General features: G+C 73.0%; 17 protein-coding genes. 11 read left to right on the top strand and 6 right to left on the bottom strand.

The window, feature by feature from the left end; translation table 11 throughout:
- Nucleotides 1-5: 5 nt before the first annotated feature.
- The 4 genes from HHX30_RS30870 to HHX30_RS30885 form a co-directional block, all read right to left on the bottom strand.
- A complete protein-coding gene (locus HHX30_RS30870; protein WP_169986242.1) occupies nucleotides 6-1,142 on the bottom strand; it encodes a glycosyltransferase in 1,137 nt (378 codons plus the stop codon).
- A 67-nt stretch (nucleotides 1,143-1,209) separates the two neighbouring features.
- On the bottom strand, nucleotides 1,210-3,477 hold the full coding sequence (locus HHX30_RS30875; RefSeq protein WP_169986244.1) for an acyltransferase family protein: 2,268 nt from the start codon (nucleotides 3,475-3,477) through the stop codon (nucleotides 1,210-1,212).
- Nucleotides 3,478-3,785: 308 nt separating this feature from the next.
- A complete protein-coding gene (locus HHX30_RS42065; protein ID WP_169986246.1) occupies nucleotides 3,786-5,699 on the bottom strand; it encodes an LCP family protein in 1,914 nt (637 codons plus the stop codon).
- A gap of 348 nt (nucleotides 5,700-6,047) precedes the next feature.
- Nucleotides 6,048-7,877 (bottom strand): hypothetical protein, encoded by a 1,830-nt coding sequence (locus HHX30_RS30885; RefSeq protein ID WP_211592807.1) that lies wholly within the window; start codon nucleotides 7,875-7,877, stop codon nucleotides 6,048-6,050.
- A gap of 158 nt (nucleotides 7,878-8,035) precedes the next feature.
- On the opposite strand from HHX30_RS30885, the gene HHX30_RS30890 reads away from it, so the two are divergent.
- The 5 genes from HHX30_RS30890 (at nucleotide 8,036) to HHX30_RS30910 (ending at nucleotide 14,007) form a co-directional block, all read left to right on the top strand.
- Complete coding sequence (locus HHX30_RS30890) at nucleotides 8,036-10,159, top strand: hypothetical protein (protein ID WP_311922939.1); 2,124 nt, start codon at nucleotides 8,036-8,038, stop codon at nucleotides 10,157-10,159.
- Between the two features lie 31 nt (nucleotides 10,160-10,190).
- Nucleotides 10,191-11,069, top strand: a complete 879-nt coding sequence (locus HHX30_RS30895) for a permease-like cell division protein FtsX (protein WP_169986248.1) — start codon at nucleotides 10,191-10,193, stop codon at nucleotides 11,067-11,069.
- Nucleotides 11,066-11,926: a permease-like cell division protein FtsX gene (locus HHX30_RS30900; RefSeq protein ID WP_169986250.1), complete on the top strand. Its 861-nt coding sequence runs from the start codon at nucleotides 11,066-11,068 to the stop codon at nucleotides 11,924-11,926. The genes HHX30_RS30895 and HHX30_RS30900 overlap by 4 nt, the downstream gene beginning before the upstream one ends.
- A gap of 63 nt (nucleotides 11,927-11,989) precedes the next feature.
- Entirely contained in the window at nucleotides 11,990-12,928 is a 939-nt protein-coding gene (locus tag HHX30_RS30905) for a glycosyltransferase family 2 protein (RefSeq protein WP_169986252.1), read from the top strand.
- Nucleotides 12,925-14,007, top strand: coding sequence for a glycosyltransferase family 4 protein (locus tag HHX30_RS30910; RefSeq protein WP_169986254.1), 1,083 nt, complete (start codon nucleotides 12,925-12,927; stop codon nucleotides 14,005-14,007). Before HHX30_RS30905 ends, HHX30_RS30910 begins: the two co-directional genes overlap by 4 nt.
- Here the strand turns inward: HHX30_RS30910 and HHX30_RS30915 are convergent.
- The gene (locus HHX30_RS30915; protein ID WP_311922940.1) at nucleotides 13,971-14,924 is read right to left on the bottom strand and encodes a lysylphosphatidylglycerol synthase domain-containing protein; all 954 of its coding nucleotides are present in this window, start codon (nucleotides 14,922-14,924) and stop codon (nucleotides 13,971-13,973) included. The two genes, HHX30_RS30910 and HHX30_RS30915, sit on opposite strands and share 37 nt — an antisense overlap.
- Nucleotides 14,925-15,072: 148 nt before the next feature.
- Between HHX30_RS30915 and HHX30_RS30920 the strand changes: the two genes are divergently transcribed.
- The 5 genes from HHX30_RS30920 to HHX30_RS30940 all read left to right on the top strand — a co-directional run bounded on the left by HHX30_RS30920 (nucleotide 15,073) and on the right by HHX30_RS30940 (nucleotide 20,389).
- Nucleotides 15,073-15,927 carry a class I SAM-dependent methyltransferase gene (locus HHX30_RS30920; protein WP_311922941.1) on the top strand — a complete coding sequence of 285 codons (855 nt, stop codon included), beginning with the start codon at nucleotides 15,073-15,075 and terminating at the stop codon, nucleotides 15,925-15,927.
- Complete coding sequence (locus HHX30_RS30925; protein ID WP_169986255.1) at nucleotides 15,924-16,850, top strand: lysylphosphatidylglycerol synthase transmembrane domain-containing protein; 927 nt, start codon at nucleotides 15,924-15,926, stop codon at nucleotides 16,848-16,850. The genes HHX30_RS30920 and HHX30_RS30925 overlap by 4 nt, the downstream gene beginning before the upstream one ends.
- A 229-nt stretch (nucleotides 16,851-17,079) precedes the next feature.
- A complete protein-coding gene (locus HHX30_RS30930) occupies nucleotides 17,080-18,207 on the top strand; it encodes a glycosyltransferase family 1 protein (RefSeq protein WP_169986257.1) in 1,128 nt (375 codons plus the stop codon).
- 56 nt (nucleotides 18,208-18,263) lie between these two features.
- A complete protein-coding gene (locus HHX30_RS30935) occupies nucleotides 18,264-19,367 on the top strand; it encodes an NDP-sugar synthase (protein ID WP_310741952.1) in 1,104 nt (367 codons plus the stop codon).
- Nucleotides 19,368-19,387: 20 nt separating this feature from the next.
- On the top strand, nucleotides 19,388-20,389 hold the full coding sequence (locus HHX30_RS30940; RefSeq protein ID WP_311922942.1) for a DNA-3-methyladenine glycosylase 2 family protein: 1,002 nt from the start codon (nucleotides 19,388-19,390) through the stop codon (nucleotides 20,387-20,389).
- Here HHX30_RS30940 and HHX30_RS30945 read toward each other — a convergent pair.
- Nucleotides 20,374-20,787, bottom strand: a complete 414-nt coding sequence (locus HHX30_RS30945) for a hypothetical protein (RefSeq protein WP_211592786.1) — start codon at nucleotides 20,785-20,787, stop codon at nucleotides 20,374-20,376. The genes HHX30_RS30940 and HHX30_RS30945 overlap by 16 nt on opposite strands.
- A 161-nt stretch (nucleotides 20,788-20,948) precedes the next feature.
- Here HHX30_RS30945 and HHX30_RS30950 point away from each other — a divergent pair, with 161 nt between their 5' ends.
- On the top strand, nucleotides 20,949-23,582 hold the full coding sequence (locus HHX30_RS30950; protein WP_169986261.1) for a bifunctional FO biosynthesis protein CofGH: 2,634 nt from the start codon (nucleotides 20,949-20,951) through the stop codon (nucleotides 23,580-23,582).
- Nucleotides 23,583-23,602: the final 20 nt, after the last annotated feature.

The following is a 23,602-nucleotide window of genomic DNA, read 5'->3' on the forward strand; positions in this document are numbered from 1 at the left end:
CGGGGTCAGGCCGGGACCGTACGGCCGGGGTTCAGGGCCGGCACCGTGTTCGCGGCCTGGGCCCACTGCTCCAGCAGGGCGACGAACTCGCCGGCCACGGCGGGCCAGTGATGGTGGTTCAGCGCCTCGACGTAGCCCCGGGCGCCCATCGCGGCCCGCCGTTCGGCGTCCTCGCGCAGGCGGAGCACGGACTGCACGGCCGCGCCGGCCACCGCGCCGACGTCGCCGAACGGGACGATCGTCCCGCAGTCGACCCGCCCGACCAGGGACGCCGCCCTCGGCAGCGGGGTCGTGACGACGGGGATGCCGCGGGCCATGTACTCGACGACCTTCGTGGGCGTCGAGTCGCGGTAGTTCGGCACGTCGTGCAGCAGGGACAGCCCGGCAAGGGCGCCCTCGGCCATCCGCAGCGCGTGGTTGTTGGGGACGTACCCGAACCAGTCGAGCAGCCCCGCGCGCTGCGCGTCGCGCAGCATGGGGCGCACCGCCGCGTCGGCCGGTCCGATCAGGTCCAGGCGGATGCCGTACGGCCGGAGCCGCCGGGCGACCTCCACCATCTCGGCCGCGCCGCGCGCCAGGGAGATGTGCCCCACGTAGACGACCCGGGAGTCCCCCGGCGGCGCGGGCGGCGTCGGGGGCACGTACGTGTGGTTGGGCACCACGGGGTGGGGGCCGGGGAAGCGCTCACGGTAGGACTCCTCGGCGAGGATCAGGTGGAGACGCCGCTCGGCACGGCCCTCGACCGCGCGGATCAGGGGCGGCAGGACGCTCCGCAACGGCCCCGGCAGGTACGCCTTCGCCCGCAGCGCGCCGATCGTGTCCTCGTGGACGTCCCAGACCGTGGGCGGCCGCCTGCGCGGCAGCGCGAGCAGCAGCTCGATGTCGTGCACGAGCAGCAGGTCGGCGTCCCGCACGGCCCTGCGCAGGGCGGAGGCGGCGGCCCGCAGCGCCTTACCGCGGTGCAGGCCGACCGCCCTCGGCACGTCGACGGCCCGGATGCCCGGCCGCGGCGTCACGTTGCAGTGCGTGAAGGGCGCGACGAAGGTCACCTCGTGCCCGGCGTCGAGCAACGCCCGGATCTGCCGGTGGGTGATCCGCGCGTCCTCCGGGTGATGGACTGTCGTGCCGACGCATACCCTCATAGGGGGAGGCTGACCGTGCCGTCCGAAATGACCGGATGCCCCGGGTGAATGCCTCCCGAAATAAGGCTTAACTTCCGGTGCTCACCGGCTTCGGCGCCTGTCCGCTCGGCCGCCGGTACAGCCACGTCAGCCGGGGTTCGAGCAGCCACTTGAACGCCGTACGGGTCACCGGCAGGCAGAGCACGATGGCCAGGGCGAAGCCCGAGGCCGCGATGGCCGCCACTCCAAGCGGGCCGTACAGCCAGGGGAAGCTGACCCAGCCCATCTCCTTGGCGATCATCACCGGCACGCCGTGCAGCAGGTAGCAGTAGAGCGTGCGGGTGCCGAGGTCGGTGAACCACGTCTGGCGCCGGGGGATGAGCGACATCACGGCCGCCGACATGGCCAGCGCGGCCACCAGCAGGCCGGTGCGCAGCAGCATGCCCTTCCACCAGGCCAGGTGGAGGTCCTTGTAGCTGTCCTTGTAGTAGATCGGGCCGAGCTTCACGGAGTAGTTCTTCACCAGGAAGACCGCCACACCCGCGGCGCCCAGCAGCACGACCACCGACAGCATCATCACCCAGCGCTGCTTGAGGAAGTCGAAGACCTCCGGCTTGAGCACGAGGCCGAGGACGAAGAACGGCAGCAGGCCGAAGAATCGGTCCATGCTGAAGTCGCCGGACAGTTGGGAGAACCCGGCGAAGAGGTAGACGGCCACCGAGATGGCGAACGGATATTTCATTCGCTTCCACACGGGTGTGGAGAGCCGCCAGAACAGCAGTGCGAGCAGATACCAGTTCAACCACGCCGGATCCATGATGGTGAGGCTGAACTTGTGCCCGAAGGCGGTGCGCAGGAGGGCGTACCCCACCTCGACGATCACGTACGGCACCAGGAACGTGTCGACCAGCTTGTTGGTCTTCGCGTTGGAGTTCCAGAAGTTCCTGGACAGGTAACCGCTGATGATGACGAACAGCGGCATGTGGAAGACGTAGATGAACAGGTACGTCGCCCGCGCGGAGTCGGCCGCGAGCGTCGGGACCAGCGCGTGCCCGATGGGCACCAGGGCGATGCCGACGAACTTCACGTTGTCCAGGTAGGGGTCGCGGGGCTTCTTGGCCCGGGGCGCGGCCTCCTGCTCGGGCTCGTCCACCCGGCGGTCATCCTGGCCCCCACCGCGGGCGAATGCGTCGTCCGGACGGAGGGGCACCTCGGCCCAGGCGGGCAGCGGGGCGTGCAGCGGCCTGCCGAGCGGGCCGGTCTGGCGGGGGTCGCCGGCGCCGTCCTGGGAGGAGCGCCGCCAGGGGTCCCACTGGGCGGGGTCGGCCTCCTGGCCGGGCCACGCGGGAGCGGGCGCCTCCGGCGCGGACGCGGGGCCGAAGGCCGCGTTCGAAGCGGCACCGGGGAAGGCGTCCGGGAAGTCCCGCCCGCCGCGCCGGCCGTGGGTGGTCTCGGGGAACGGCGGTGCGGCGCCGAAGGGGTCGTCCGGCGGGAAGGCCGGGCCCACGCCGGACGGGGGAGTGTCGAGGAAGGGGTTGGCCGTCCTGTCCGCGGCGGCGGCCGGCTGCTGCGGGAGTCCCGGGGGTTCGGGGAAGCTCGGTGGAGGCTCGGGGAAGCCCGGAGGCTCGGGGAACGGCGGCGCGGCGCCGAAGGCCGGCGCCGGGAAGGCCGGGGAGTCGCCGAAGGGCGGCGTCGGGGCGTCGGAGCCGCCCCGCAGGCCCGAGCCGTCCCGCTGGCCGAAGCCGGGCTGGGGGCCGGCGCCGGGGAAGGCGTCCGACAGGTTGCGGGGACCGTGTTCGGGGAACGCCTGCGGCCAGGCGGGGCCGTCGGCGGCGGCCGCCGCGCGCGGGGCGCCCGGACGCTCCTGGCCCCCGCCCGCGGAGAAGTAGTCGAAGCCCTCAGGCCGCGGGGCGGACGCGGGCGGCATGCCCAGGCGGGAGGCGCCCGGCTTGCGCGGCTTCCGTACGGGCAGGGGCTGCTTCTCGTACGGCTTGTCGTAGGGGGCGGAGCCTGCCGCGCTCCCCAAGGCGCTGCCTGCCGTGCTTCCCGGGGCGCTCTCGTCGCTTTCGTGGCGTCCGTGTGCGGGCGCGGCCGTGCTCTCGTCGCCGGGGGCCGGGAGACCGCTCTCGTGGCGCCCGTGCTCGGGCCGCTCGCTCGCCGGGCCGCCTGGCCCGCCCGCGCCCTGCTCCGCCCCCGGATCGCCCGCGGGCTTCGGCTCCCGCCGCGGCAGGCCGCCTTCCGGAGCGGGCCAGTCTCCGGTGATCCGGCCTATCACTCCGGTGGGAGCCTCTTCGGCATCGGGGTCGTTGCCTTGCGGGGATCCGGGAACCGGGGGGTGATGGCGGGTGTCACTCACGGGAGAAACGCTCAGCTATCTGTTGGAGGCTCGGGGGAACGGCCACGCCTCGGGTGCGTCGCCGCGTCCATTCGGACACTAGCGAAGGCGCCCCGGCGCATCAGCCCGAACGGGCGAACAGGGCGCGTTGGCCAGGTGTTCACCCTAACGTTCTTGAAGACTGATGTCGCCTCTGGGGCTGAACGTAACGGGTGTGACACTGTCCTGTTCCTCTGTCAGACCACCGGTGACAGAACGGCCGGGGCGCCTCCGTCCACGTGGACGGCCTGGCAGCCCCGGCCGGGGTGTGGGACAGGGTGTGACGCGTGTCAGCTCGCGCAGATGTTGGTCTCGGCGGTCACCGCGTTGTCACCGACCGGCAGGGGGACGCGCACGCCCTTCCAGTCGGCGCCGATGACGAGCTGGATGATCGGCCCGCGCACCTTGCCCGTGGGCGCGTCCGGCGGAGGCGAGGACGGGGTGAACGGCGTGACCGGGCCGCTCGCCGCCTTGCCGGTCTCCGGGCTGATGGGGTTGACCAGCTTGCCGACCAGGATCTTCGAGTAGTTCCAGCCCTGACCGGTGTAGCGGACCATGGTCTTCGGCTGGTCGGTGCCGTCGGGCTTCCTCGCGTCGCCGATGCCGACGACGTTGAAGCCGAGCCCGGCGAGCTCCTCGGCCACCTCCTTGGCGCGGCCGGAGACGTTGGTGCCGTTGAACACCTGCACCTTGACCTGCTGCGGCTTGGTGACCACCGGACCGGAGGGCGAGGCGGCCGGGCTCGCGGACGCGGTGGGGGCCACCTCGGTGTCGTTCGCGATGGCCCTGAAGAGGTTGCCGGCGGCCGGCTGCTTCCACTGGACGCGGTTCTTGTCGGCGGCGTACGGCTCCCACGGCACGGTGGTGGCCTTGAAGCCCTTCGCCGACAGCTTCGACGCGCTCTGCGCGATCCTGATGAGCTCCTCGGTGTTGAGCGCGTCGTCCATCGTGACGGACTTCGCCGCCGCGGCGATGAAGTTCTGCAGCTTGCCCACGTCGGTGAGCAGGGCGCTGCTGGTCGCCTTCTTCACGACCTGGGAGATGAAGACCTGCTGACGCTTGATGCGCGAGATGTCGCTGCCGTCGCCGAGGCCGTAGCGCAGCCGCACGTAGCCCAGCGCCGCCTCGCCCCTCACGGTCTGCTTGCCGGCGGGGAGCGTCAGCTTCGACTTCTTGTCGTTGACGGCCTGCGGCAGGCAGATCTCGATGCCGCCGAGCGCGTTGACGATGCTCTTGAAGCCGGTGAAGTCGACCTTCACGTAGTGGTGGACGCGGATCCCGGTGAGGCTCTCGATGGTCCGCCGCGTGCAGATCATCCCGCCGTCGGAGAACGCGGAGTTGATCATTCCGAGGTGCGCCGGGATGAGCGTCCTGCTGCGGGAGTAACAGGCGGGGATCATCACCATGGAGTCGCGGGGGAAGCTGAGCAGCGTCGCCGCGTCACGGTTGGGCGACACGTGCAGCAGCATGATCGTGTCGGTGCGCTCGCCGTCGTTGACCAGGTGCTGGCCGTACTTCTTGTTGTCTCCCGCCCGGGTGTCCGAGCCCACGAGCAGCACGTTGATCGCGCCGGTCTCGTTGACCGGGCGGTTCTTGTCGAGGTCGTCGGTGGACGCACCCCTGTTGATCAGGCCGATCGTGCTCCGGTAGACCTTGTAGGCCGTCAGCGTGCCGATGACCAGCACACATGTGAGCACCACGCTGATCCAGCCGCCGATCCCCAGGCCGGAACGGCCGCCGCCTCCGCCGCGCCGGCGCGGCGGTTTGCCGTCCGGGGGCAAGTCGGCGCCGCCGCCGTGCGCGCGGCTCGGGACGGTGCCGGGGGCGTGGCCGGTCTCCTCGTCTTCGCCGCGCCTGCGGCCGCGCCGCCGCGGCGGCTCCTCCTCGTCGTAGGAGGACTCGGGCGGGACGCTCGGCTCGGCGCGCCGCCCGCCGCGGCGTCCTCCCCCGTCGTACGCCTCGGGCGGGTAGTCGTCCCGGGGCGGTCGCTGTCCGCCACGTCTGCCCGGCATCTCCGCGTAGCCGGCGGGAGCGGCGGCCACCGGCATGTCGGCGTACCCGGCGGGCGCGGGAGCCGCTCTGCGGCCTCGCGGGGGCTCGAAGGCCCCGCCGTACGCGGCGTCCTCCGGGGGACCCCACACCCTCTGGTCGGACGGGGGCGGCGGAGGGCTGGTGCGCGCGGAGACGCGCCTGCGCTCGCTCACCGCAGGCCCGCCCGGGAGGCGGCGGCCGGGCGACATGCCGTGTCATCCGGGCGGCATGCGGCGTCAGCTGGGCGACATGGTGTGGCAGCCGGACGAGTGGGCGAGAGGCCGGAAGGATTACTGGTTCGCTCGCACACTTGTCCTCCTTGCCTGGCGATCACAGGTGGCGCTCCGAGGGTAGGTCACGGGAGCGTCTGCGAGTGCCGCGATTGGGAGGATCCGGGCCACGATCATGCCGTGTCACGTCCCCCTGATCCAGGGGCAGAGCATACTAAACACCGACATTCTGGGTATGGGAATGAGTTTGCCTTTACCTGGCTTTGATGATGCGCGCGCCGTTTGGCCAGGTCAAGGGGTTCGTGCCCGTCGGCCGGGCCCTCGCACGGACAGGGCGGCGGCCAGGCAGGCGAGCGGCACCGCGGGCAGCACGTAGCGGTAGTCGAACTGGGCCGTGGCGGACGGGACGAGCAGCAGCGCCCAGGCCGTCGCCCAGGCGATGCCCCACTTCGAGGGGGCACGGTTCGAGCGAGCACGGTTCGAGGAGACGCGGTCCTCGGGCGCCCGTCGAGTCCACGCTGCCCGGGATTCGCCCGCTGCCCGGGTCGTGCGCCTCGCCCGGGCCCGGCGTGCGGACCTGGTACGGACGGCCCAGGCGGCCGGGGGGACCAGGAGGATCACCAGCAGCGCCGTCCCCGGAAGCCATGCGACGTCCTGGTAGGCCCGCATCAGGCCGGCGAACGGCTCGGCGATGCGCAGCGTGAGGGACCCACGCTCGTAACGCTGCGCGAACTCCTTGCCCACCACGGCGGGGTGCCGACCGGGCGGTGGCGGCACGGTCGCCGGGAACTCGTAGTACCCGTACGTCTCGACGTCGGGGTAGACGGGCCGGCCGGGCGTGAACGACCTGCCGAGCTCGGTCAGCGTTGTGCGGACGAACCCGAACGGCTGGCTGCGGATCGCGAGCGAGGCGAACCTCCCGGCCAGGGTGTCGGTCTCCTTGGTGAACGTGATGCCGGGCAGCCGGACCAGGGGGGACTGCGCGTTCCAGATGTACTCCTGGGACGCCGGCCGGGACGCGGGGGGCCGCGAGTCGCACAGCACGGCGAGGTCGGGCGACGGCTTCATCACCGAACAGTCGGCGAACGACATCGTCCGCGCGTAGAGGAAGACACCGTTCGAGCCGACCAGCCCGACGCGCTCGTAGGTCGCGTGGAACCACCCCGCGTAGCCCGCGACCGGCAGGAGCGCGGCCACCAGGAAGGGCACGGTGAGCCTGGCCACCGCCCTGCCCGGGCGCACCGCCCCGCTTGTGCCGCTCGCCCCGCTCGCCCCGCTCTCCCCGCTAGTTCCGCTCGCACGGCGTACGCCGTACGCGAGCAGGAAGAGCGCGAAGACGGCGACCAGCGGAAGCCCGACGGTCCTGGTCAGCGTGGCGGCGGCCAGCACGAGGCCGAGCGCGGCGGCCGAGCGCGGCGTCAGCGGGCGGCGCATCGCCAGGCACACCGCCCCCACGAGCAGGAAGGTGAACAACGAGTCGGAGACGAGCAGGTGCTCCAGCTCGATCTGGTACGCGTCGAGCAGCACCGGGACGCAGGCCAGGACGGCCGCCCACGGGGGACCGCCACGCCGCAGGACGGTCACGTAGAGCATCACGCCGACGAGCAGCCCCAGCACGTGCTGGACGGTCACGACCAGGGCGAAGCTGTGGAACGCCTCCAGCAGCCTCAGGAACATCGAGTAGCCCGCCGGGCGGACGAGGTCCGGCCTCGGCCGCATGGCGGTCACCACGTAGGTGTAGGAGTCGGGGAACCACAGCGCGGGCCGGTAGCCGAGCACGGTCACCAGCCGCAGGAGCGCCCCCAGCCCGAGGACCACGAGAAACCACCGGTGCCGGCGCGCCCATCGGGGGAGGTCCTCACGCGCCCACGCCACCGGGTGCAACGGGTCGCGGGGCGCGACACGCCCACGCACCCAGCCCTTGAGCCGCCCGCCTCCGGTCCGCCCGCCGATGGCCCGTTCGCCGATGGGCCGCCTGTCGATGGGCCGCCCGTGCGCGAGCGGCGTCGGCGGGCCCGCGGAGGGCGGCTCGCCGGGCCGGGCGGGTCCGGGGCGTTCGTGGGGGCGCCCGTCCTCCCCTTCCGGCCAGGGCGCCGAGCCCCGGCTGTCCGACACCCTCATGCGCCCCCCTGCCTGCCTCCCGGCGTACGCTACCGGCTCCCCGCGACCCCTGTGCGGGGCCGGGACGCGCCTGTGGACAACGGCGACGCGCGGGGCGGGCGGGACACGACGGTGAAGGCGGTGCTCCGGGGCGGGCCGCTAGTCTCGGGTGCATCCCGGTGAACACGTCAGGCCACGCGCGTGGCCGCACACGGCTGCCATCGCAGCGGAAGGCGGCGGGCAGGCTGCTCGCGGCCGTCTCCGTCGTGCCCGCGCTCGCGCTGAGCGGGTGGCTGATCGCCGGGCTTCCGCTGCTGCTGCTCGGGCGGTTCCTGCCGCTGCCCATGGCGGTGCTCGGCGGCGCCGCCGCCCTCCTGCTGTGCGCGTACGGCCTGCGCCGCCTGCCCGAGGCCGCGACGCCGCACCGCCGGGCGACGGCGGCCACCCTCGCCGTGGCGCTCGGATCGGGGGTGTTCAACGGGCTCCTGCACGGCGAGCAGCTGATCGTCCGGCGTGACCCGTCGACCTACGCGCAGTACGCCGTCTGGCTCGCCCGGCACGGGTCGCTGCCGATCCCGGTGGGGGACTTCGGCGGCCCCGACACCGCACTGCGCTTCGACAGCATGGGGTTCTACGCGGTCGACGGCGGGATCGGCCCGCAGTTCATGGCCGGGCCGCCGATGATCCACGCGATCGGGCACTGGCTGGGCGGCGTCCCCGGCCTGCTGCTCGTGCCGCCCGTGCTGGGCGCGCTCGCGGTGCTCACCGTCGCCGGGACCGCCGCGCGGCTCGCGGGCGCGCGCTGGGCGCCCCTGGCCGCCCTCGTGTTCGCGGTCAGCCTGCCGATCCTCTACACGTCGCGGACGACGTTCAGCGAGATCCCCTCGCTCATCCTGCTGTTCGGCGGGATGAACCTGCTGCTCGACGCGCGTGCCAGGCTCCGGGCCGAGCCGCCCGGCGCGGGCCTCCCGTCCGCCGCGCTCGCGGGGCTGTCGTTCGGGCTGGCGCTGCTGGTGCGCATCGACGGCCTGCGCGACGTGCTGCCCGTGCTCGCCTTCGCCGGGGTGCTCGTCGCGCTCCGGCGGACACCCCGCGCGAGGCCCTTCCCCGAGGGACGGCTGGGCGTGCCTCTGCTGACCGGCCTGCTCGTGGGCGGTGTGTGGGGGTTCACCGGCGGTTACGTCCTCGCCCGGCCCTATCTGGAGTACCTGTCGGGCTCGCTCATGCCCCTGCTCGCGATCTGCGCCGTCGTCGTGGCGCTCACGGTCGCCGGCGCGGCTCTCGCGCCCCGGATCGCCGCCCGCGCCCGCCGCCTCCCGGGTGCGGGATGGCTGCCGAACGCCGCCGCGGCCCTGGTCGTGCTGGTCATGGCGGGCTTCGCCGTACGGCCCTGGGTGCAGACCGTGCGTCGTGACGCGGTCACGCCCGAGGACATGCTCACGGCCGACTTCATCGAGAAGACGCAGGTCGCCAACGGTCTGGTGCCCGACAAGTCCCGGCTGTACTACGAGCACTCCCTCGACTGGCTCCTCTGGTACGTCGGGCTCCCCGCCGTCGTGCTGGCGACCGTGGCGGCGGCCGTGCTCGCGCGCCGCCTGACCAGGGGCGGCCTGATGAAGGGAGAGGCGTTCGACTGGCTGCTGCCGCTGGCGGTGATCGGGTGGACGACGGTAACGACGCTCTGGCGTCCCGCGATCACCCCCGACCACCCCTTCGCCTCCCGCAGGCTGGTGCCGATCGTCATCCCCGGTCTGGTGCTGCTCGCCGTCTGGGGGCTGCGGTGGCTTTCGCGGCGGCTCGCGCGTACGCGCTGGTTCGCCGCCCGTCCGGGCCGCTCGCGGGCGGCCGTCGCGGCAGGGGTGCTGCTGCTGGCGGTCCCGCCCGCGATCACCTCGATCGGCACCGCGTTCTCGCTCGTCAACCGGGGGGAGGCCGCCGCGGTCGCGGGCCTGTGCCGGGCGATCCCGGCGAACGCCTCCGTGCTCGTCGCCGAGCGCGTCACGGGCGACCGGCTGACGCAGGTCCTGCGCGGCCAGTGCGGGCTGCCGACGGCTCGCGTGGTCTACCCCCCGCGCTCCGACGTGCCGCGCCGGGCCGACGTGCTGCGCCTGGTCGAGGCCGTCCGGCGGACCGGCCGCCGGCCCGTGCTGCTCGCCGCCGAGCCCGAGCAGCTCATGGCGTACGGCCCGGCGACGCGGGTGATGAGCCTGCACACCCGGCAGGACGAACGCTCGCTGGTGGACCCGCCCAACGGCACCTGGTCGCTCAACATCGACGTCTGGATGACCGTTCCAACCGATTAGCTCTAGGGTTCGGCGTGTGGATTCTCCTGCGATGGAGGAATTGTCCTTCGGTGGCGATCGGCGGGAGCCGGAATCCGGGGCGAGTCCTTTCCGGAAGCCGCTGGTCATCGCCGGTCTGGCGGTCGTGGTCCTCGGCGGGCTCGCGGCACTCGGCATCGCCGGGTGGCGGTTCTACGAGCAGTCCCGCTGGCCGCTGCCCCCGCCCGGCGACCCCCGGCCCCAGACCGGGTCTTTCTCGGCCTACCTCTGTGACCGGAGCAGCGTGGAAATCTGGCCGAACTGCCACCACCGCACGGCTACGGCCGGCGACAAACGAGCGATCGAGGCCGAGCTCAAGACGTATCCGGAGATCCGGGACCTCTCCTTCGTGACCAAGGAACAGGCGTGGGAGGAATTCCGGACTCATGCCGACGAGAGCGAGGGCGGCCCCAAGCTCCTCAGCGTGCTCAGCGCCGACGACATGCCCGAGTCCTATCGGGGCACCCTGGGCCCGGGGGACTGGAACGCGCTCAAGCGTCGCCTGGAGGCGCTGCGGGGAATCTCGAACACCTACATCTTCGGAGACACTTCCTGGCAGGGCATCGCCGACATCGGGATCAAGCTCTGTCCCCGGGAGGGCGAGGCTTACAAACCGTGCCGGGGGCGTGCACACGCCTCTGAGCGTGAGAAGGCGGCCGTTCTGAGTCGCGTCAAGGACCTCGACGGGGTGAAGGCCGTCTACTTCGAGGACATCGACCACGCGATCGAGGACTACCGGCGGATTCTCTGGAACGGGCAGGAGAGCGATCTCGACCCGCGCGGCCTGACCGAGACCTTCTACGTCACGTTCGACAGGCCGCCCGCGAGGGCGGACATGGAGAAGGTCTTCGGCCGGATGCCCGGCGTCGCCGAGGTGGTGTCGGTCTCATGACCCTTCCCGGGGCTGCCCAGGCCGAGGAGATCACGATCGGCGAGAGCCGGGGCCCGCGGAGAGGGCCGCTCCTGGTCGCGGCGGCGGCCGTGCTCGTCGTGGCGCTGGCGGCCGGTGGCGTGTTCGCCTACCGGGCCTCCCGGGAGCCGTCGCTTCCGCCGGACGGGCCGTGGCCGCGTACCGGCACCTTCCTGGTGCACCTGTGCGGGCCCCCGTCCCCTTATGACGGGCGGTTGTCCGACGAATCGCCGACCATGGACGACTACTGCCCGTCGGGTGCGGCCACGGCCGCCCAGCGGCGCGAGATCGAGCGCGTGCTCACGAGCCACGCGGAGACCCGCGGATACCGGCGCCTCTCGCCGGCCCAGGCGCTCGCCATCGCCCGGCAGGATCGGCGTGTCGGGGACATGCTCGACGAATACCTGGTGAGGCGTGCGGTGTACGGCGGTGTCCTGGCGCCGGGGGACTGGCGGCGGGTCCTCGGCGAGGTGCAGCGGCTGCCCGGCGTCTTCCACGTCGAGTCCTACCGGGACGACTTCTGGTGGGGCAAGGCCGACGCGGCGGTCCGGCTGTGCCGGCAGGACTGCGAGGGCGGTGTGGCGGACCGGCGGGCCGTGTTCGACCGCATCCGTGGGCTACCGGGAGTAGCCGAGATCTACTTCGAGGACGCCGAGCACGCCGCCGCGGTCATGCGCCACAGGCAGTGGTGGGAACGGCCCGACATGTTCCAGGCGGACCGGATGCCGGAGGCCTTCCACATCAGGTTCGCCGGTTCGTGGGACCTCGCGCAGGTGCAGCGGGCCCTCACCGGCATGCCCGGCGTCGTGAAGGTGGTCCGGCAAGTTCGCCCCCTGTAGCGGCGGGGTGAGGAGATTCGAAGTGAGACCGCGATTTGGCGGGGCAGAGTACCCTAGCCGGACGTGACAACGCCCGAGACCTCTGGAAGCGCCGTGACTCCCGCAGAAACCCCGTACGTCACGATCGTCCTGCCCTGTTACAACGAGCAGGATCACGTGATCGCCGAGGTGGAGCGCATCTGCGCCGCCATGGACGCGAGCGGCTACACCTACGAACTGCTGGCCGTGGACGACTGCTCCACCGACGAGACGCTCGCGCGTCTCCACGAGGCCGCGCCGCGCTTCCCGCACATGCGGATCAGGGCCTTCCACCGCAACGGCGGCTCGGGCACCGTACGCAGGATCGGCAGCCAGGAGGCCCGCGGCGAGATCGTCGTGTGGACCGACGCCGACATGAGCTACCCCAACGAGCGCATCCCCGAGCTGGTGCAGATCCTGGAGAAGGACCCGACGATCGACCAGGTCGTGGGCGCGCGGACCACCGAGGAGGGCTCGCACAAGTTCCTGCGGGTGCCGGCGAAGTGGTTCATCCGAAAGATCGCCGAGCGGCTGGCCGGGCAGAAGATCCCCGACCTCAACTCCGGCCTGCGGGCCTTCCGCAGGTCGGTGGCCAGGCCGTACCTGCGGCTGCTGCCTCCCGGCTTCTCCTGCGTCACGACGATCACGCTGGCGTTCATGTCGAACCAGCACGACGTCTACTACCTGCCGATCGACTACGCGAAGCGGGCGGGGAAGTCGAAGTTCAGCTTCGTCTCCGACGCCTACCGCTACATCCTGCAGGTGCTGCGGATGATCATGTACTTCAACCCGCTCAAGGTGCTCATGCCGCCCGCGCTCTGGCTGGTCGGTTTCGGCCTGGTCAAGGGTGTGTACGACGTGATCAGCCACGGGATCGAGTTCTATTTCACCAGCAACACCGTCGTGATCTTCCTGACCGGAATGATCATCGGCTCGCTCGCGCTGCTCGCCGACCTGATCGTGCGTTCGAGAGGTGATGTGTGAGGATCGCGATCGTCGGCCCGACATATCCGTACAAGGGCGGCGGGGCGCAGCACACCACCGAGCTGGCCCACCGGCTGCGGGCGGCCGGGCACGACGTCGTCATCGAGTCGTGGCGGGCGCAGTATCCGTCGTTCCTGTATCCCGGGCAGCAGACGATCGACAGCCCCGAGGGCGAGCCGTATCCCGGCACCCGCCGCGACCTCGACTGGCGGCGGCCGGACGGCTGGGTGGCGTGCGGGCGGCGGCTGCGGGGGGCCGACCTCGTCGTGCTCACCGTGCTCAGCCCGGTGCAGGTGCCCGCCTATCTCGGCATCCTGTCCGGCCTGCGCCGCCGGGCGCGGGTCATCGCCCTGTGTCACAACGTGCTGCCGCACGAGAGCAAGCCGTACGACAGGCCGCTGATGAAGGCGTTGCTGCGCCGGGTGGACGGCGTGCTCGCTCACTCGGAGCAGCAGGCGGACCTCGCCCGCGCGCTCACCGCCGCGCCGGTGCGGGTGGCCGCCCTCGCGCCGCACCTGCCCTCGCGCGGAGCGCGGGAGACGGCGGGCCGCACGGCGCACGGCAGGCTGCTGTTCTTCGGCATCGTCCGGCCGTACAAGGGGCTCGACCTGCTGCTGGAGGCGCTCGCGCAGGTGCCGGACGTACGGCTCACCGTGGCGGGCGAGTTCTGGGGCGGCCTGGAGGACACCCGCGCCCTGATCGAGCGGCTGGGTCTCGCCGGCCGGGTCGAGATCCGGCCGGGGTACGTGCCCGCCGAGGACGTGCCCGGACTGTTCGCCGCGGCCGACGCCCTGGTGCTGCCCTACCGGTCGGCGACCGCCAGCCAGAACGTGTGGCTCGGTCACGAGCACGGCGTGCCGGTGATCGCCACCCGGGTCGGGGCGCTGCCCGACAACGTACGCGACGGGGTGGACGGCCTGCTGGTGGAGCCGGGCTCGGCCGGCGCGCTGGCGGAGGCGATCAAGCGGTTCTACGAGCCGGGGACGCCCGAGCGGCTGCGGGCGGGCGTCGCGCCCGTCGACCCCGAGCCGCACTGGGCCGTCTACCTGGACACGTTGCTGGCCGCGTCGGACAGCTGACCGGCGGGGGCGGCGCGGCCGCGGGCGAGCAGGAAGCCGAGCCCGGCCCAGGCGACGTCGCCGAGGGTGAACATCACGCGGGACACCACCGCGATCGCCAGCGCCCTCGGCATGTCGAGCACCGGCGCGAGCGCCACGACCATCGCGCCCTCCCGTACGCCGATCCCGGCGGGCACCACGACCGTGAGGATGCCGGTGGACCAGGCCAGCGCGTACGCCCCGGCCGCGACGGCGTACAGGGACAGGTCCGCGGGCCGCATGCCCCCGACGAGGACCCACAGGTGCACGCCGTACACCAGCCAGCCGGCCATCGTCCAGGCGGCGGCCTTGGCCATCTCCGTCCCGCTGAGCACCCGGTCGAGCGGCTCCCTGCGGACGACGCGCAGGGCGAGGTTGAGCCCCCAGGTCATCACCCGTGGGTGGAGGCAGACGAGGATGAGCGGGACCAGCGCGAGCAGCCACCACGCCTGTCTGGCGATCTGCTGCGACAGCGTGGCCGCGGCGAGCGCGAGCGCGCAGCCCAGGGAGGTCACCAGGCCGAGCGCGGTGGCGCTGAACGTCCGGCGCGGCGGCGCGCCGTGGTCGCGGGCCAGCTCGATCATCGCGGCGAACGCCCAGACCGAGCCGGGGATGTACTTGCCGAGCTGGCCGACGAACAGCACCCGCGCGGCCACGCGCAGCGGCAGCGGCGAGCCGAGCCCGGCGAGGATGTCGCGCCAGGCGACCAGCATGAACCCGAGCCCGGCGAGCACGGCCAGGAACGAGGCGCCGAGCGACCACCACGACAGCCGCGACAGGGCGGCCGAGGTGTCCGTCCAGTTCCGGGCCAGGCCGTACGCCAGGAAGGCGAGCGCGACCAAGGCGAGCAGCACCCGCAGCAGCGGGCTGGAGCGCAGGCGGTTCAGCAGGCGCGGCACGCGCCCAGAGTAAAGCCTGAAGCTACTGATCGGTAGGTTCGCCGCGAGGGTTGTCCACAGGGTCGGCTGATCGCGAGGCGGGGGCGGGGCGGCCACGGGTACTGTTGGGCACCGTGGACGACAGGCAGGACGCGAGGGTGATCGACCGGTGAGCGGGGAACGCGCGGCCCAGCTGGAATACTCCGAGTTCCAGGCCGCGATGCTCGACGAGGACAAGCGCCGGCGCAAGGCCGCGAAGATCATCGCCGTGCTCGCGCACTTCCTGGGCAGGGACGCGGCCAAGCCCGGCGAGGTGCTGTCGGGGCTCACCGTCGGCGACGTCGGGTGCTCGGCCGGATTCATCGCCGACGAGCTGGCCGCCGCGGGCGCGCGCCACACGCTCGGGCTCGACATCGACGTCCCGGGCCTGCGCAAGGCGTCGGACCGCTTCGGCGGGCGGGTCGCGTTCGTCTGCGCCGACGGCTCCCGCCTGCCCTTCCCGGACGGCTCGATCGACGTGCTGGTCTTCAACCACATCTACGAGCACGTGGTTGACCCCGACGCCGTGATCGCCGACATGCACCGGGTGCTGTCCGACGACGGCGTGCTCTACCTGGGCCTGGGCAACCGGCTCGGCGTCATGGAGCCGCACTACAAGCTGCCCTTCCTGTCCTACCTGCCGCGCGCCGCGGCCGACCGGTACGTGCGGGGGTTCGGCCGGGCCGACCACTACTACGAGCGTTTCCGCACCCGCCCGGGGCTGCGGCGGATGCTCGCGGACTTCCACGTGTGGGACTACACGTTCCCGGTGCTGGCCGCGCCCGAGCGGTTCGCCGGGGGCGAGCTGTTCCCCGGCGCGGTCGGCCGCGCCGCCAAGGCCACGCTGGAGCGGACCCCGCGCCCGGCCCTGCGGGCGCTGCTGCCGGTCGTCCCGACCTACCTGTGGGTCGCGACCAAGACGCCCCGCCGTCCCCTCGGCGCGCCGCTCCCGCAGCCGCCCGAGCCGGTCCGCACGTCCCGATGAGCCGCCGCAAACTCGTACGCGCGCTGTTCCTGCTCGTGGCCCTGGGGTTCGGCGTCTGGGCGGTGGCGAGCCAGTGGACCGCCGTGGCCGACGGGTTCACCCGGCTGTCGTGGGCGGAGCTCGCCGGCTCGCTGGTGGCGGTGCTCGGCGCGCTGGTCGCGGGGATGCTCATGTGGCGGGCGCTGCTGGCCGACCTGGGCTCCCCGCTGGCGTTCACCGACGCATCCAAGATCTTCTTCGTGGGCCAGCTCGGCAAGTACATCCCCGGGTCGGTGTGGCCGATGCTCGCGCAGATGGAGATGGGCCGCGACCACGGCATACCCCGGCCGCGCAGCGCGGCCGCCTTCTTCCTGACGTACCCGATCTACCTCGGCACCGGCCTGCTGGTGGCCGTCGTCACGCTGCCGGTGCTCGCCGGGCAGTCGGTCGCGAGGTATGCCTGGCTGCTGCTGCTCGTGCCGGTGGTCGCCGTCGCCCTGCATCCCCGGGTGGTCAACGGCGTCATCGCGTTCGGGCTGCGCAAGCTGCGCCGCCCGCCGCTCGAACGGCCCCTCACCCGGCGCGGCGTGCTCGTCGCGTGCGGCTGGGCGCTGGCGGGCTGGGCGGCGTACGGCGTGCACCTGGCGCTGATCGTGCACGGCCTCGGGGCGGGCGGGCCCTCGGCCGTGATCCTCAGCTTCGGCGCGTTCGCGCTCGCCTGGTGCCTGGGGTTCGTGTTCGTGATCGCCCCGGCAGGCGCCGGCGTGCGCGAGGTCGCGATGGTGGCCGCGCTCGCCCCGGTGCTCGACCGGCCCGCGGCGATCGCCGCCGCGCTGTGCTCCCGGCTCATCGTGTCCGTCGGCGACCTGGTGTGCGCCGGCGCCGCCGGTCTGGCCTCCCGCCGTGCGGTCCGTACGCGGAAGGAACCCGTAGTCCGGGCCTGAATCCGTGGACTCGGCGCGGAATGGGCATCCTGAGAGACGACCCTCATGTGATATCGCTCACGTTTCGGGGGACTCCGGAAATAGAGTGACAAGGAGGGGAGCGGGGGAAGGCGTCCGTTCGCGGCGTGGGCCCCCGGGCCCCTGCCGGAACACCGCCGGAACAACGGGACCACGTGGGCGGGGAGCGATCCTCCCGGCCGGCGCGGGCCCAAGGAGGGGAGCGATTCATTTGACACCCCGGGTGCTCGTCGACGCCGCCGCGGTCCCCGCCGACCGCGGCGCCCTGATCAGGTATGTCGATGGATTGGTCGCGGCCCTGCATGAGGCGGGCGCCGACGTCGCGGTGGTCTGCCAGCGAGCGGACGCCGAGCGGTACGCGGCGCTGGCCCCCTCGGTGCGGATCCTCTCCGGACCGCCCGCCATCACCAACCGGGACAAGCGGCTGGCCTGGGAACAGACCGGGCTGCCGGTCCTGGCCCGGCACGCCGGCGCCCAGGTGATCCACGCCCCCTACTACTCGATCCCGCTGGGGTCGGGCCTGCCCACGGTGGCCACCGTCCACGACGTCACCTCGTTCACCGACCCCGACCAGCACGATCCCGTGCGGGCCTCGTTCTTCCGGTCGGCCACCCGCACCGCCGTACGCCACGCGAACCGCGTGATCGTGCCGTCGAAGGCCACCATGGACGAGCTGGTCCGGGTGCTGGACGCCGACCCCACGCGGATCGACGTCGCCTACCACGGGGTGGATCCCGCGCTGTTCCACCCCCCGGCGCCCGAGGACGTGCGCCGGGTGGCCGGACGCATCGGGCTGCACGGCCGGCCGTACGTCGCCTATCTGGGCGCGCTGGAGCCGCGCAAGAACGTGCCGAACCTGGTGACCGGCTTCGGCCGGGCGGTCGCGCACCTGTCCTCGCCGCCCGCGCTGGTGCTGGCCGGCGGCCCGGCCTGGGACGAGGAGGTCGACGCCGCCGTCGCCGCGCTGCCGCCCCGGGTGAAGGTCGTACGTCCCGGCTACCTGCCCTTCGCCGACCTGCCGGGCTTCCTCGGCGGGGCGCTCGTGGTCGCGTCCCCCTCGCGGTGCGAGGGGTTCGGGCTGCCGGTGCTGGAGGCGATGGCCTGCGGGGCGCCCGTGCTGACCACCCACCGCACCTCGCTGCCGGAGGTCGGCGGCGACGCCGTGGCCTACACCGAGCCCGACGCCGACAGCATCGCGCGGGCGCTGCGCGCCCTCCTGGAGTCGCCGGCACGGCGCGCGTCGCTGGCCGCGGCAGGGGTCACGCGGTCAGGCGAGTTCACCTGGCGGCACTCGGCCGAGGCCCACCTCGTCGCGTACCAGCGAGCCGTAGAGGATTGAGCGCCACCTTTCGCGGCGAACCCCGCCGGAGGCGGCACTAGGCTACCCTCGCGGCTGTGAGGGAGAGTTCTGTGCGGTCGCCCGACGGTCTCGAGGCGATCCTTCTGGTGGGCGGCCAGGGCACGCGTCTGCGACCGCTGACGCTCAGCACGCCCAAGCCGCTGCTTCCGACGGCGGGGGTGCCCTTCCTCGCGCACCAGCTGGCGAAGGCGCGGGCGTACGGGGTGCGCCGGGTGGTCTTCGCGACGTCCTATCGGGCGTCGATGTTCACCGAGGCCTTCGGCGACGGCTCGGGCTTCGGCCTGGAGATCGTCTACATGACCGAGGACACCCCGCTCGGCACCGGTGGCGCGATCCGCAACGCCGCGCGGGCTCTGACCTGCCCGTCCGAGGCGCCGGTGCTCGTGCTGAACGGCGACATCCTGTCGGGTCACGACATCGCCGCCCAGGTGGACCTGCACGTCGCACGGGGCGCCGCGGTGACCCTCCACCTCACGGAGGTGGACGACCCGTCGAGGTTCGGCTGCGTGCCGACCGACGGCGACGGCAGGGTCAGCGCCTTCCTGGAGAAGACGCCCAATCCCGTGACCAACCGGATCAACGCCGGCTGCTACGTGTTCCGGCGCTCGGTCATCGACACGATCCCCGAGGGCCAGGTCGTCTCCGTGGAGCGTGAAACTTTCCCCGGGTTGATCGCGGCCGGTGCGCTGGTGCTCGGCTTCGCCGACAGCTCGTACTGGCTGGACGTGGGCACGCCGGCGGCGTTCGTGCAGGGCTCGGCGGACCTGGTGCTGGGCAAGCTCGGCTCGCCCGCCCTGCCCGGCCCGGCGGGCGAGCGCCTCCTGCTGGACGGGGCGGTCGTGTCGCCCGAGGCCAAGGTCACCGGGGGTACGGTCGTCTGCGCCCGGGCCACGGTCGAGGCCGGGGCGAGCGTACGAGGAAGCGTGCTGTCCGAGGGCTGCCACGTCGCGTCCGGCGCGACCGTCGTCGACTCGGTCGTCGGCGCGGGCGCCCGCGTCGCGTCCGGTGCCGTGCTGCGGCAGGTCGTGGTCGGCGACGGCGCGCTGATCGGCCCCGGCAACGAGCTCACCTCCGGCATGCGCGTCTGGCCGGGGATCACCTTGCCGGAGTGCGCGGTCCGCTTCTCCAGCGACGTCTGACCGTGCGGCAGACTGGGCAGGTGGAGGCGAGCCGAGCACCTGTGTTACCCGCGCCCGGGGCTGCCCTCCGCGAGCGGTGCTGGCGGCCGTCCGCGCCGCTCGACGTCGTGCTGACGCTGTCCCCGCACCGGCGCGGCGGAGGCGATCCGGCCTGGCGGCGCACCCCGGACGGGGCGATCTGGCGCACGTCGCGCACCCCCGAAGGCCCGGGCACGCTGCGCGTGACGGCGAGCGGCGGCGAGGTCCGCGGGCAGGCGTGGGGGCCGGGGGCCGGCTGGCTGCTGGAGACGCTCCCGTCGCTGCTGGGCGCCGACGACGACGTAACCGGCTTCGCCGCGATGCTCGCGCGGCTGACCCGCGCCGGCGATCCCCGGCACGCCCGCGCCGCCGCGTTCGTCGCGGACCTGGCCGGCCGCGCCGCCGGGCTGCGGATCGGCCGCTCACTGCGGGTGTTCGAGGCACTCGCGCCCGCCGTGCTGGAGCAGAAGGTGGTCGGCAGGGAGGCGTGGCGGGCCTGGCGGTTCCTCATGCGCCGCTACGGCGAGCCGGCCCCCGGCCCGGCACCCGAGGGCATGTACGTGATCCCGCCGCCGCAGGTGTGGCAGGCGATCCCGTCGTGGGACTGGCACCGGGCGGGCGCGGAGGCCGTACGGGCGAGGACGATCGTCAACGCGGCCCGGCACGCCGGGAAGCTGGAGCGCACCACTACCACCACCGCGGAGGCGTCGGCGGAGGCGGACCGTCTGCTGCGGGCGCTGCCGGGGATCGGCGTGTGGACGTCCGCCGAGGTGCGCCAGCGGGCCCACGGCGACCCGGACGCCCCGAGTGTCGGCGACTTCCACCTGCCGGGCATCGTCGGCTACGCGCTGACCGGGCGCAAGGCCGACGACGGCGGCATGCTCGAACTGCTAGAGCCGTTCCGGGGGCACCGCCATCGCGTGGTCAGGCTGATCGAGCTCAGCGGCGTCAGGCCGCCGGCGCGCGGCCCGCGCATGGCCCCTCGCGACTACCGGGCCTTCTGACCCCGTCCCGCGCGCCGGCCGCCGCCCTCCCGCGTCCGCAGGGCCTGGTTGATCCCGCAGTCGTCGAGCCCCTTCCTGCACTGGCCGCTGAGGGTGTTGGTGAAGACGGCGACGCTCGTCTCCTGCTGGAGGCCGGCGACCGCGAGACCGCTGTTGCCCGCGGAGGCGTTCACGTTGCGCCTGCCCCCGGACAGCTGGCGGACCGGACTGGTGATCGTGGGGGCGTTGGCCGTGTTGCGGCCGTCCGTGACCTGCTTGGCACGGCCCTTGCCGGACCCGTCTCCGTGCCCGGTGTACGGCACGGCCAGCGCCTGAGCCGGCGACAGCGACATCCCGACGACGAGGGTCGCGACGGCCAGCGGCCGGACCCCCGAGGCCAGACAAAACACGCCAATCACCCTGATTACTGCCATCGATTTCCCGCCGGTTCGTTGATTTCGCCCCGTCGTCATACCCTCCGGCCGCAAACTTCCCGGCAGCCACAGGCCATGACTCCTCCCGCACGGGTCGCCGGGGGCTGAGTGCGCCGGACGGACCCACGCCCCATAGGGTGCGGCGTATGACGGCGAAGCGACCCCCGAACGTCAGTTCCGACAGCGGCACCCGCCGGGCACTCGCACGGGCGCGGGACGGCAAGACGCTCGACCTCGCCGAGGCGGCGATCCTGCTGCGCGCCCGCGGCGACGACCTCGACGCGCTGCTCGCGCACGCCTCGCGGGTCAGGGACGCGGGCCTGGAGGCCGCCGGACGGCCCGGCGTCATCACCTACAGCCGCAAGGTGTTCATCCCGCTGACCCGGCTGTGCCGGGACAGATGCGGCTACTGCACGTTCGCCACCGCCCCGCACAAACTGCCGAGCGCCTTCCTGTCCCCGGACGAGGTGCTGGAGATCGCCCGCCAGGGCGCCGCGATGGGCTGCAAGGAGGCGCTGTTCACGCTCGGCGACCGTCCCGAGGACCGGTGGCACCAGGCGCGCGAGTGGCTCGACGCCCACGGGTACGACGACACGTTGTCGTACGTCCGGGCGATGGCGATCCGGGTGCTGGAGGAGACGGGGCTGCTGCCGCACCTCAACCCCGGCGTGCTGACCTGGAAGGACCTGCAGCGGCTCAAGCCCGTCGCGCCCTCGATGGGCATGATGCTGGAGACCACCTCACGGCGGCTGTTCACCGAGAAGGGCGAGGCCCACTACGGCTCTCCCGACAAGGACCCGGAGGTACGGCTGCGCGTGCTGGAGGACGCGGGCCGCTCCAGCGTGCCGTTCACGACGGGCCTGTTGATCGGCATCGGCGAGACGGTCGAGGAGCGCGCCGAGTCGATCTTCGCGATCCGCCGGGTCGCCAGGGAGTACGGCGGTGTCCAGGAGGTCATCGTGCAGAACTTCCGCGCCAAGCCGGACACGGCCATGCGCGGCATGCCCGACGCCGACCTGCGCGAACTGGCCGCGACGATCGCGGTGACACGGCTCGTGCTCGGCCCGAAGGTCCGCGTGCAGGCGCCGCCCAACCTGATCGGCGAGGAGTACGCGCTGATGCTGCGGGCGGGCATCGACGACTGGGGCGGGGTCTCCCCGCTCACGCCCGACCACGTCAACCCCGAGCGGCCGTGGCCGCAGATCGACGACCTCGCCACGCGGACCGCCGCCGCCGGGTTCACGCTGCGCGAGCGGCTCACGATCTATCCCGAGTACGTGCTCGCGGGGGAGCCGTGGCTCGACCCCCGGCTGCGTGAGCACGTCGCGGCGCTCGCCGACCCCGCCACCGGGCTCGCGCGGGAGGACGCGGTGCTCCTCGGCCGTCCCTGGCAGGAGCCCGACGGCGGCCTCGTCACCGGCGGCCGGGCCGACCTGCACACCGCCGTCGACACCGAGGGCCGCACGGGCGACCGCCGCGACGACTTCGACAGCGTGTACGGCGACTGGGACGCCCTGCGCGAGCGCCTGCCCAGCGGCGGACGGGACGGGTCGGTCAGGGCGGACGTGCGGGAGGCGCTGCGGCAGGCCGAGGCGGACCCGGCGCGGCTGACCGACGAGCAGGCGCTGACGCTGCTCGACCTCGCCGGGGACCAGTCGGGGGCGGGGGCCGACGACGCCGGTCTGGACGAGCTGTGCCGGATCGCCGACGGGCTGCGCCGCGAGGCGGTGGGCGACGACGTCACCTACGTCGTCAACCGGAACATCAACTTCACCAACGTCTGCTACACCGGCTGCCGCTTCTGCGCGTTCGCCCAGCGGCGCACCGACGCCGACGCCTACACCCTGTCGCTGAGCGAGGTGGCCGACCGGGCGCAGGAGGGATGGGAGGCCGGGGCGACCGAGGTGTGCATGCAGGGCGGCATCCATCCCGACCTGCCCGGCACGGCCTACTTCGACATCGCCCGCGCGGTGAAGGAACGCTGCCCCGAGATCCACGTGCACGCGTTCTCGCCGATGGAGGTCGTCAACGGGGCCAGCCGTGCGAACCTGTCGGTCGAGGAGTGGCTGCACGCGGCGCGGGAGGCGGGGGTCGACTCGCTGCCCGGCACGGCCGCCGAGATCCTCGACGACGACGTCCGGTGGGTGCTGACCAAGGGCAAGCTGCCCGCCCGGGAGTGGATCGAGGTCGTCACCACGGCCCATCGGGTCGGCATCCCGACGACCTCGACCATGATGTACGGCCACGTGGACACCCACGAGCACTGGGTGCGCCACATCCGGCTGATCCGGTCGATCCAGGAGGAGACGGGCGGGTTCAGCGAGTTCGTGCTGCTGCCGTTCGTCCACCACAGCGCCCCGATCTACCTTGCGGGGATCGCCCGGCCGGGGCCGACCTCGCGGGAGAACCGGGCCGTCCACGCGCTGGCGCGGATCATGCTGCACGGCGCGATCCGCAACATCCAGTGCTCCTGGGTCAAGCTGCGCGACGACCTGTGCCGGGACGTGCTCGCCGGAGGCGTGAACGACCTTGGCGGCACGCTCATGGAGGAGACGATCAGCCGGATGGCCGGCTCCGAGAACGGGTCCTACAAGACGATCAGCGAGATCGCGGCCATGGTCGCGCCGACCGGCCGCCCGCTGCGCCAGCGCACCACGTCGTACGGCCGGCCGAGCGAGGAGCGTGCCGAGGCCGCCCGCCGCAGTGACGGCGTGTGCGGATCCGTCCGCGGTGTGCGGTTCCTGGAGACGCCGCAGTTCGGGCGGCAGCCGACCGGGTAGCCCGGCCGCCGCCGCGCGGT

The sequence above is a fragment of the Microbispora sp. H10836 genome (assembly GCF_012999525.1).
Taxonomy (GTDB): domain Bacteria; phylum Actinomycetota; class Actinomycetes; order Streptosporangiales; family Streptosporangiaceae; genus Microbispora.

Coding starts and splice junctions, on each gene's coding strand:
- HHX30_RS30925 (WP_169986255.1), top strand. CDS start 15,924: ATGAGCCGCCGCAAACTCGTACGCGCGCTGTTCCTGCTCGTGGCCCTG.
- HHX30_RS30895 (WP_169986248.1), top strand. CDS start 10,191: ATGGAGGAATTGTCCTTCGGTGGCGATCGGCGGGAGCCGGAATCCGGG.
- HHX30_RS30885 (WP_211592807.1), bottom strand. CDS start 7,877: ATGAGGGTGTCGGACAGCCGGGGCTCGGCGCCCTGGCCGGAAGGGGAG.
- HHX30_RS30950 (WP_169986261.1), top strand. CDS start 20,949: ATGACGGCGAAGCGACCCCCGAACGTCAGTTCCGACAGCGGCACCCGC.
- HHX30_RS30870 (WP_169986242.1), bottom strand. CDS start 1,142: ATGAGGGTATGCGTCGGCACGACAGTCCATCACCCGGAGGACGCGCGG.
- HHX30_RS30900 (WP_169986250.1), top strand. CDS start 11,066: ATGACCCTTCCCGGGGCTGCCCAGGCCGAGGAGATCACGATCGGCGAG.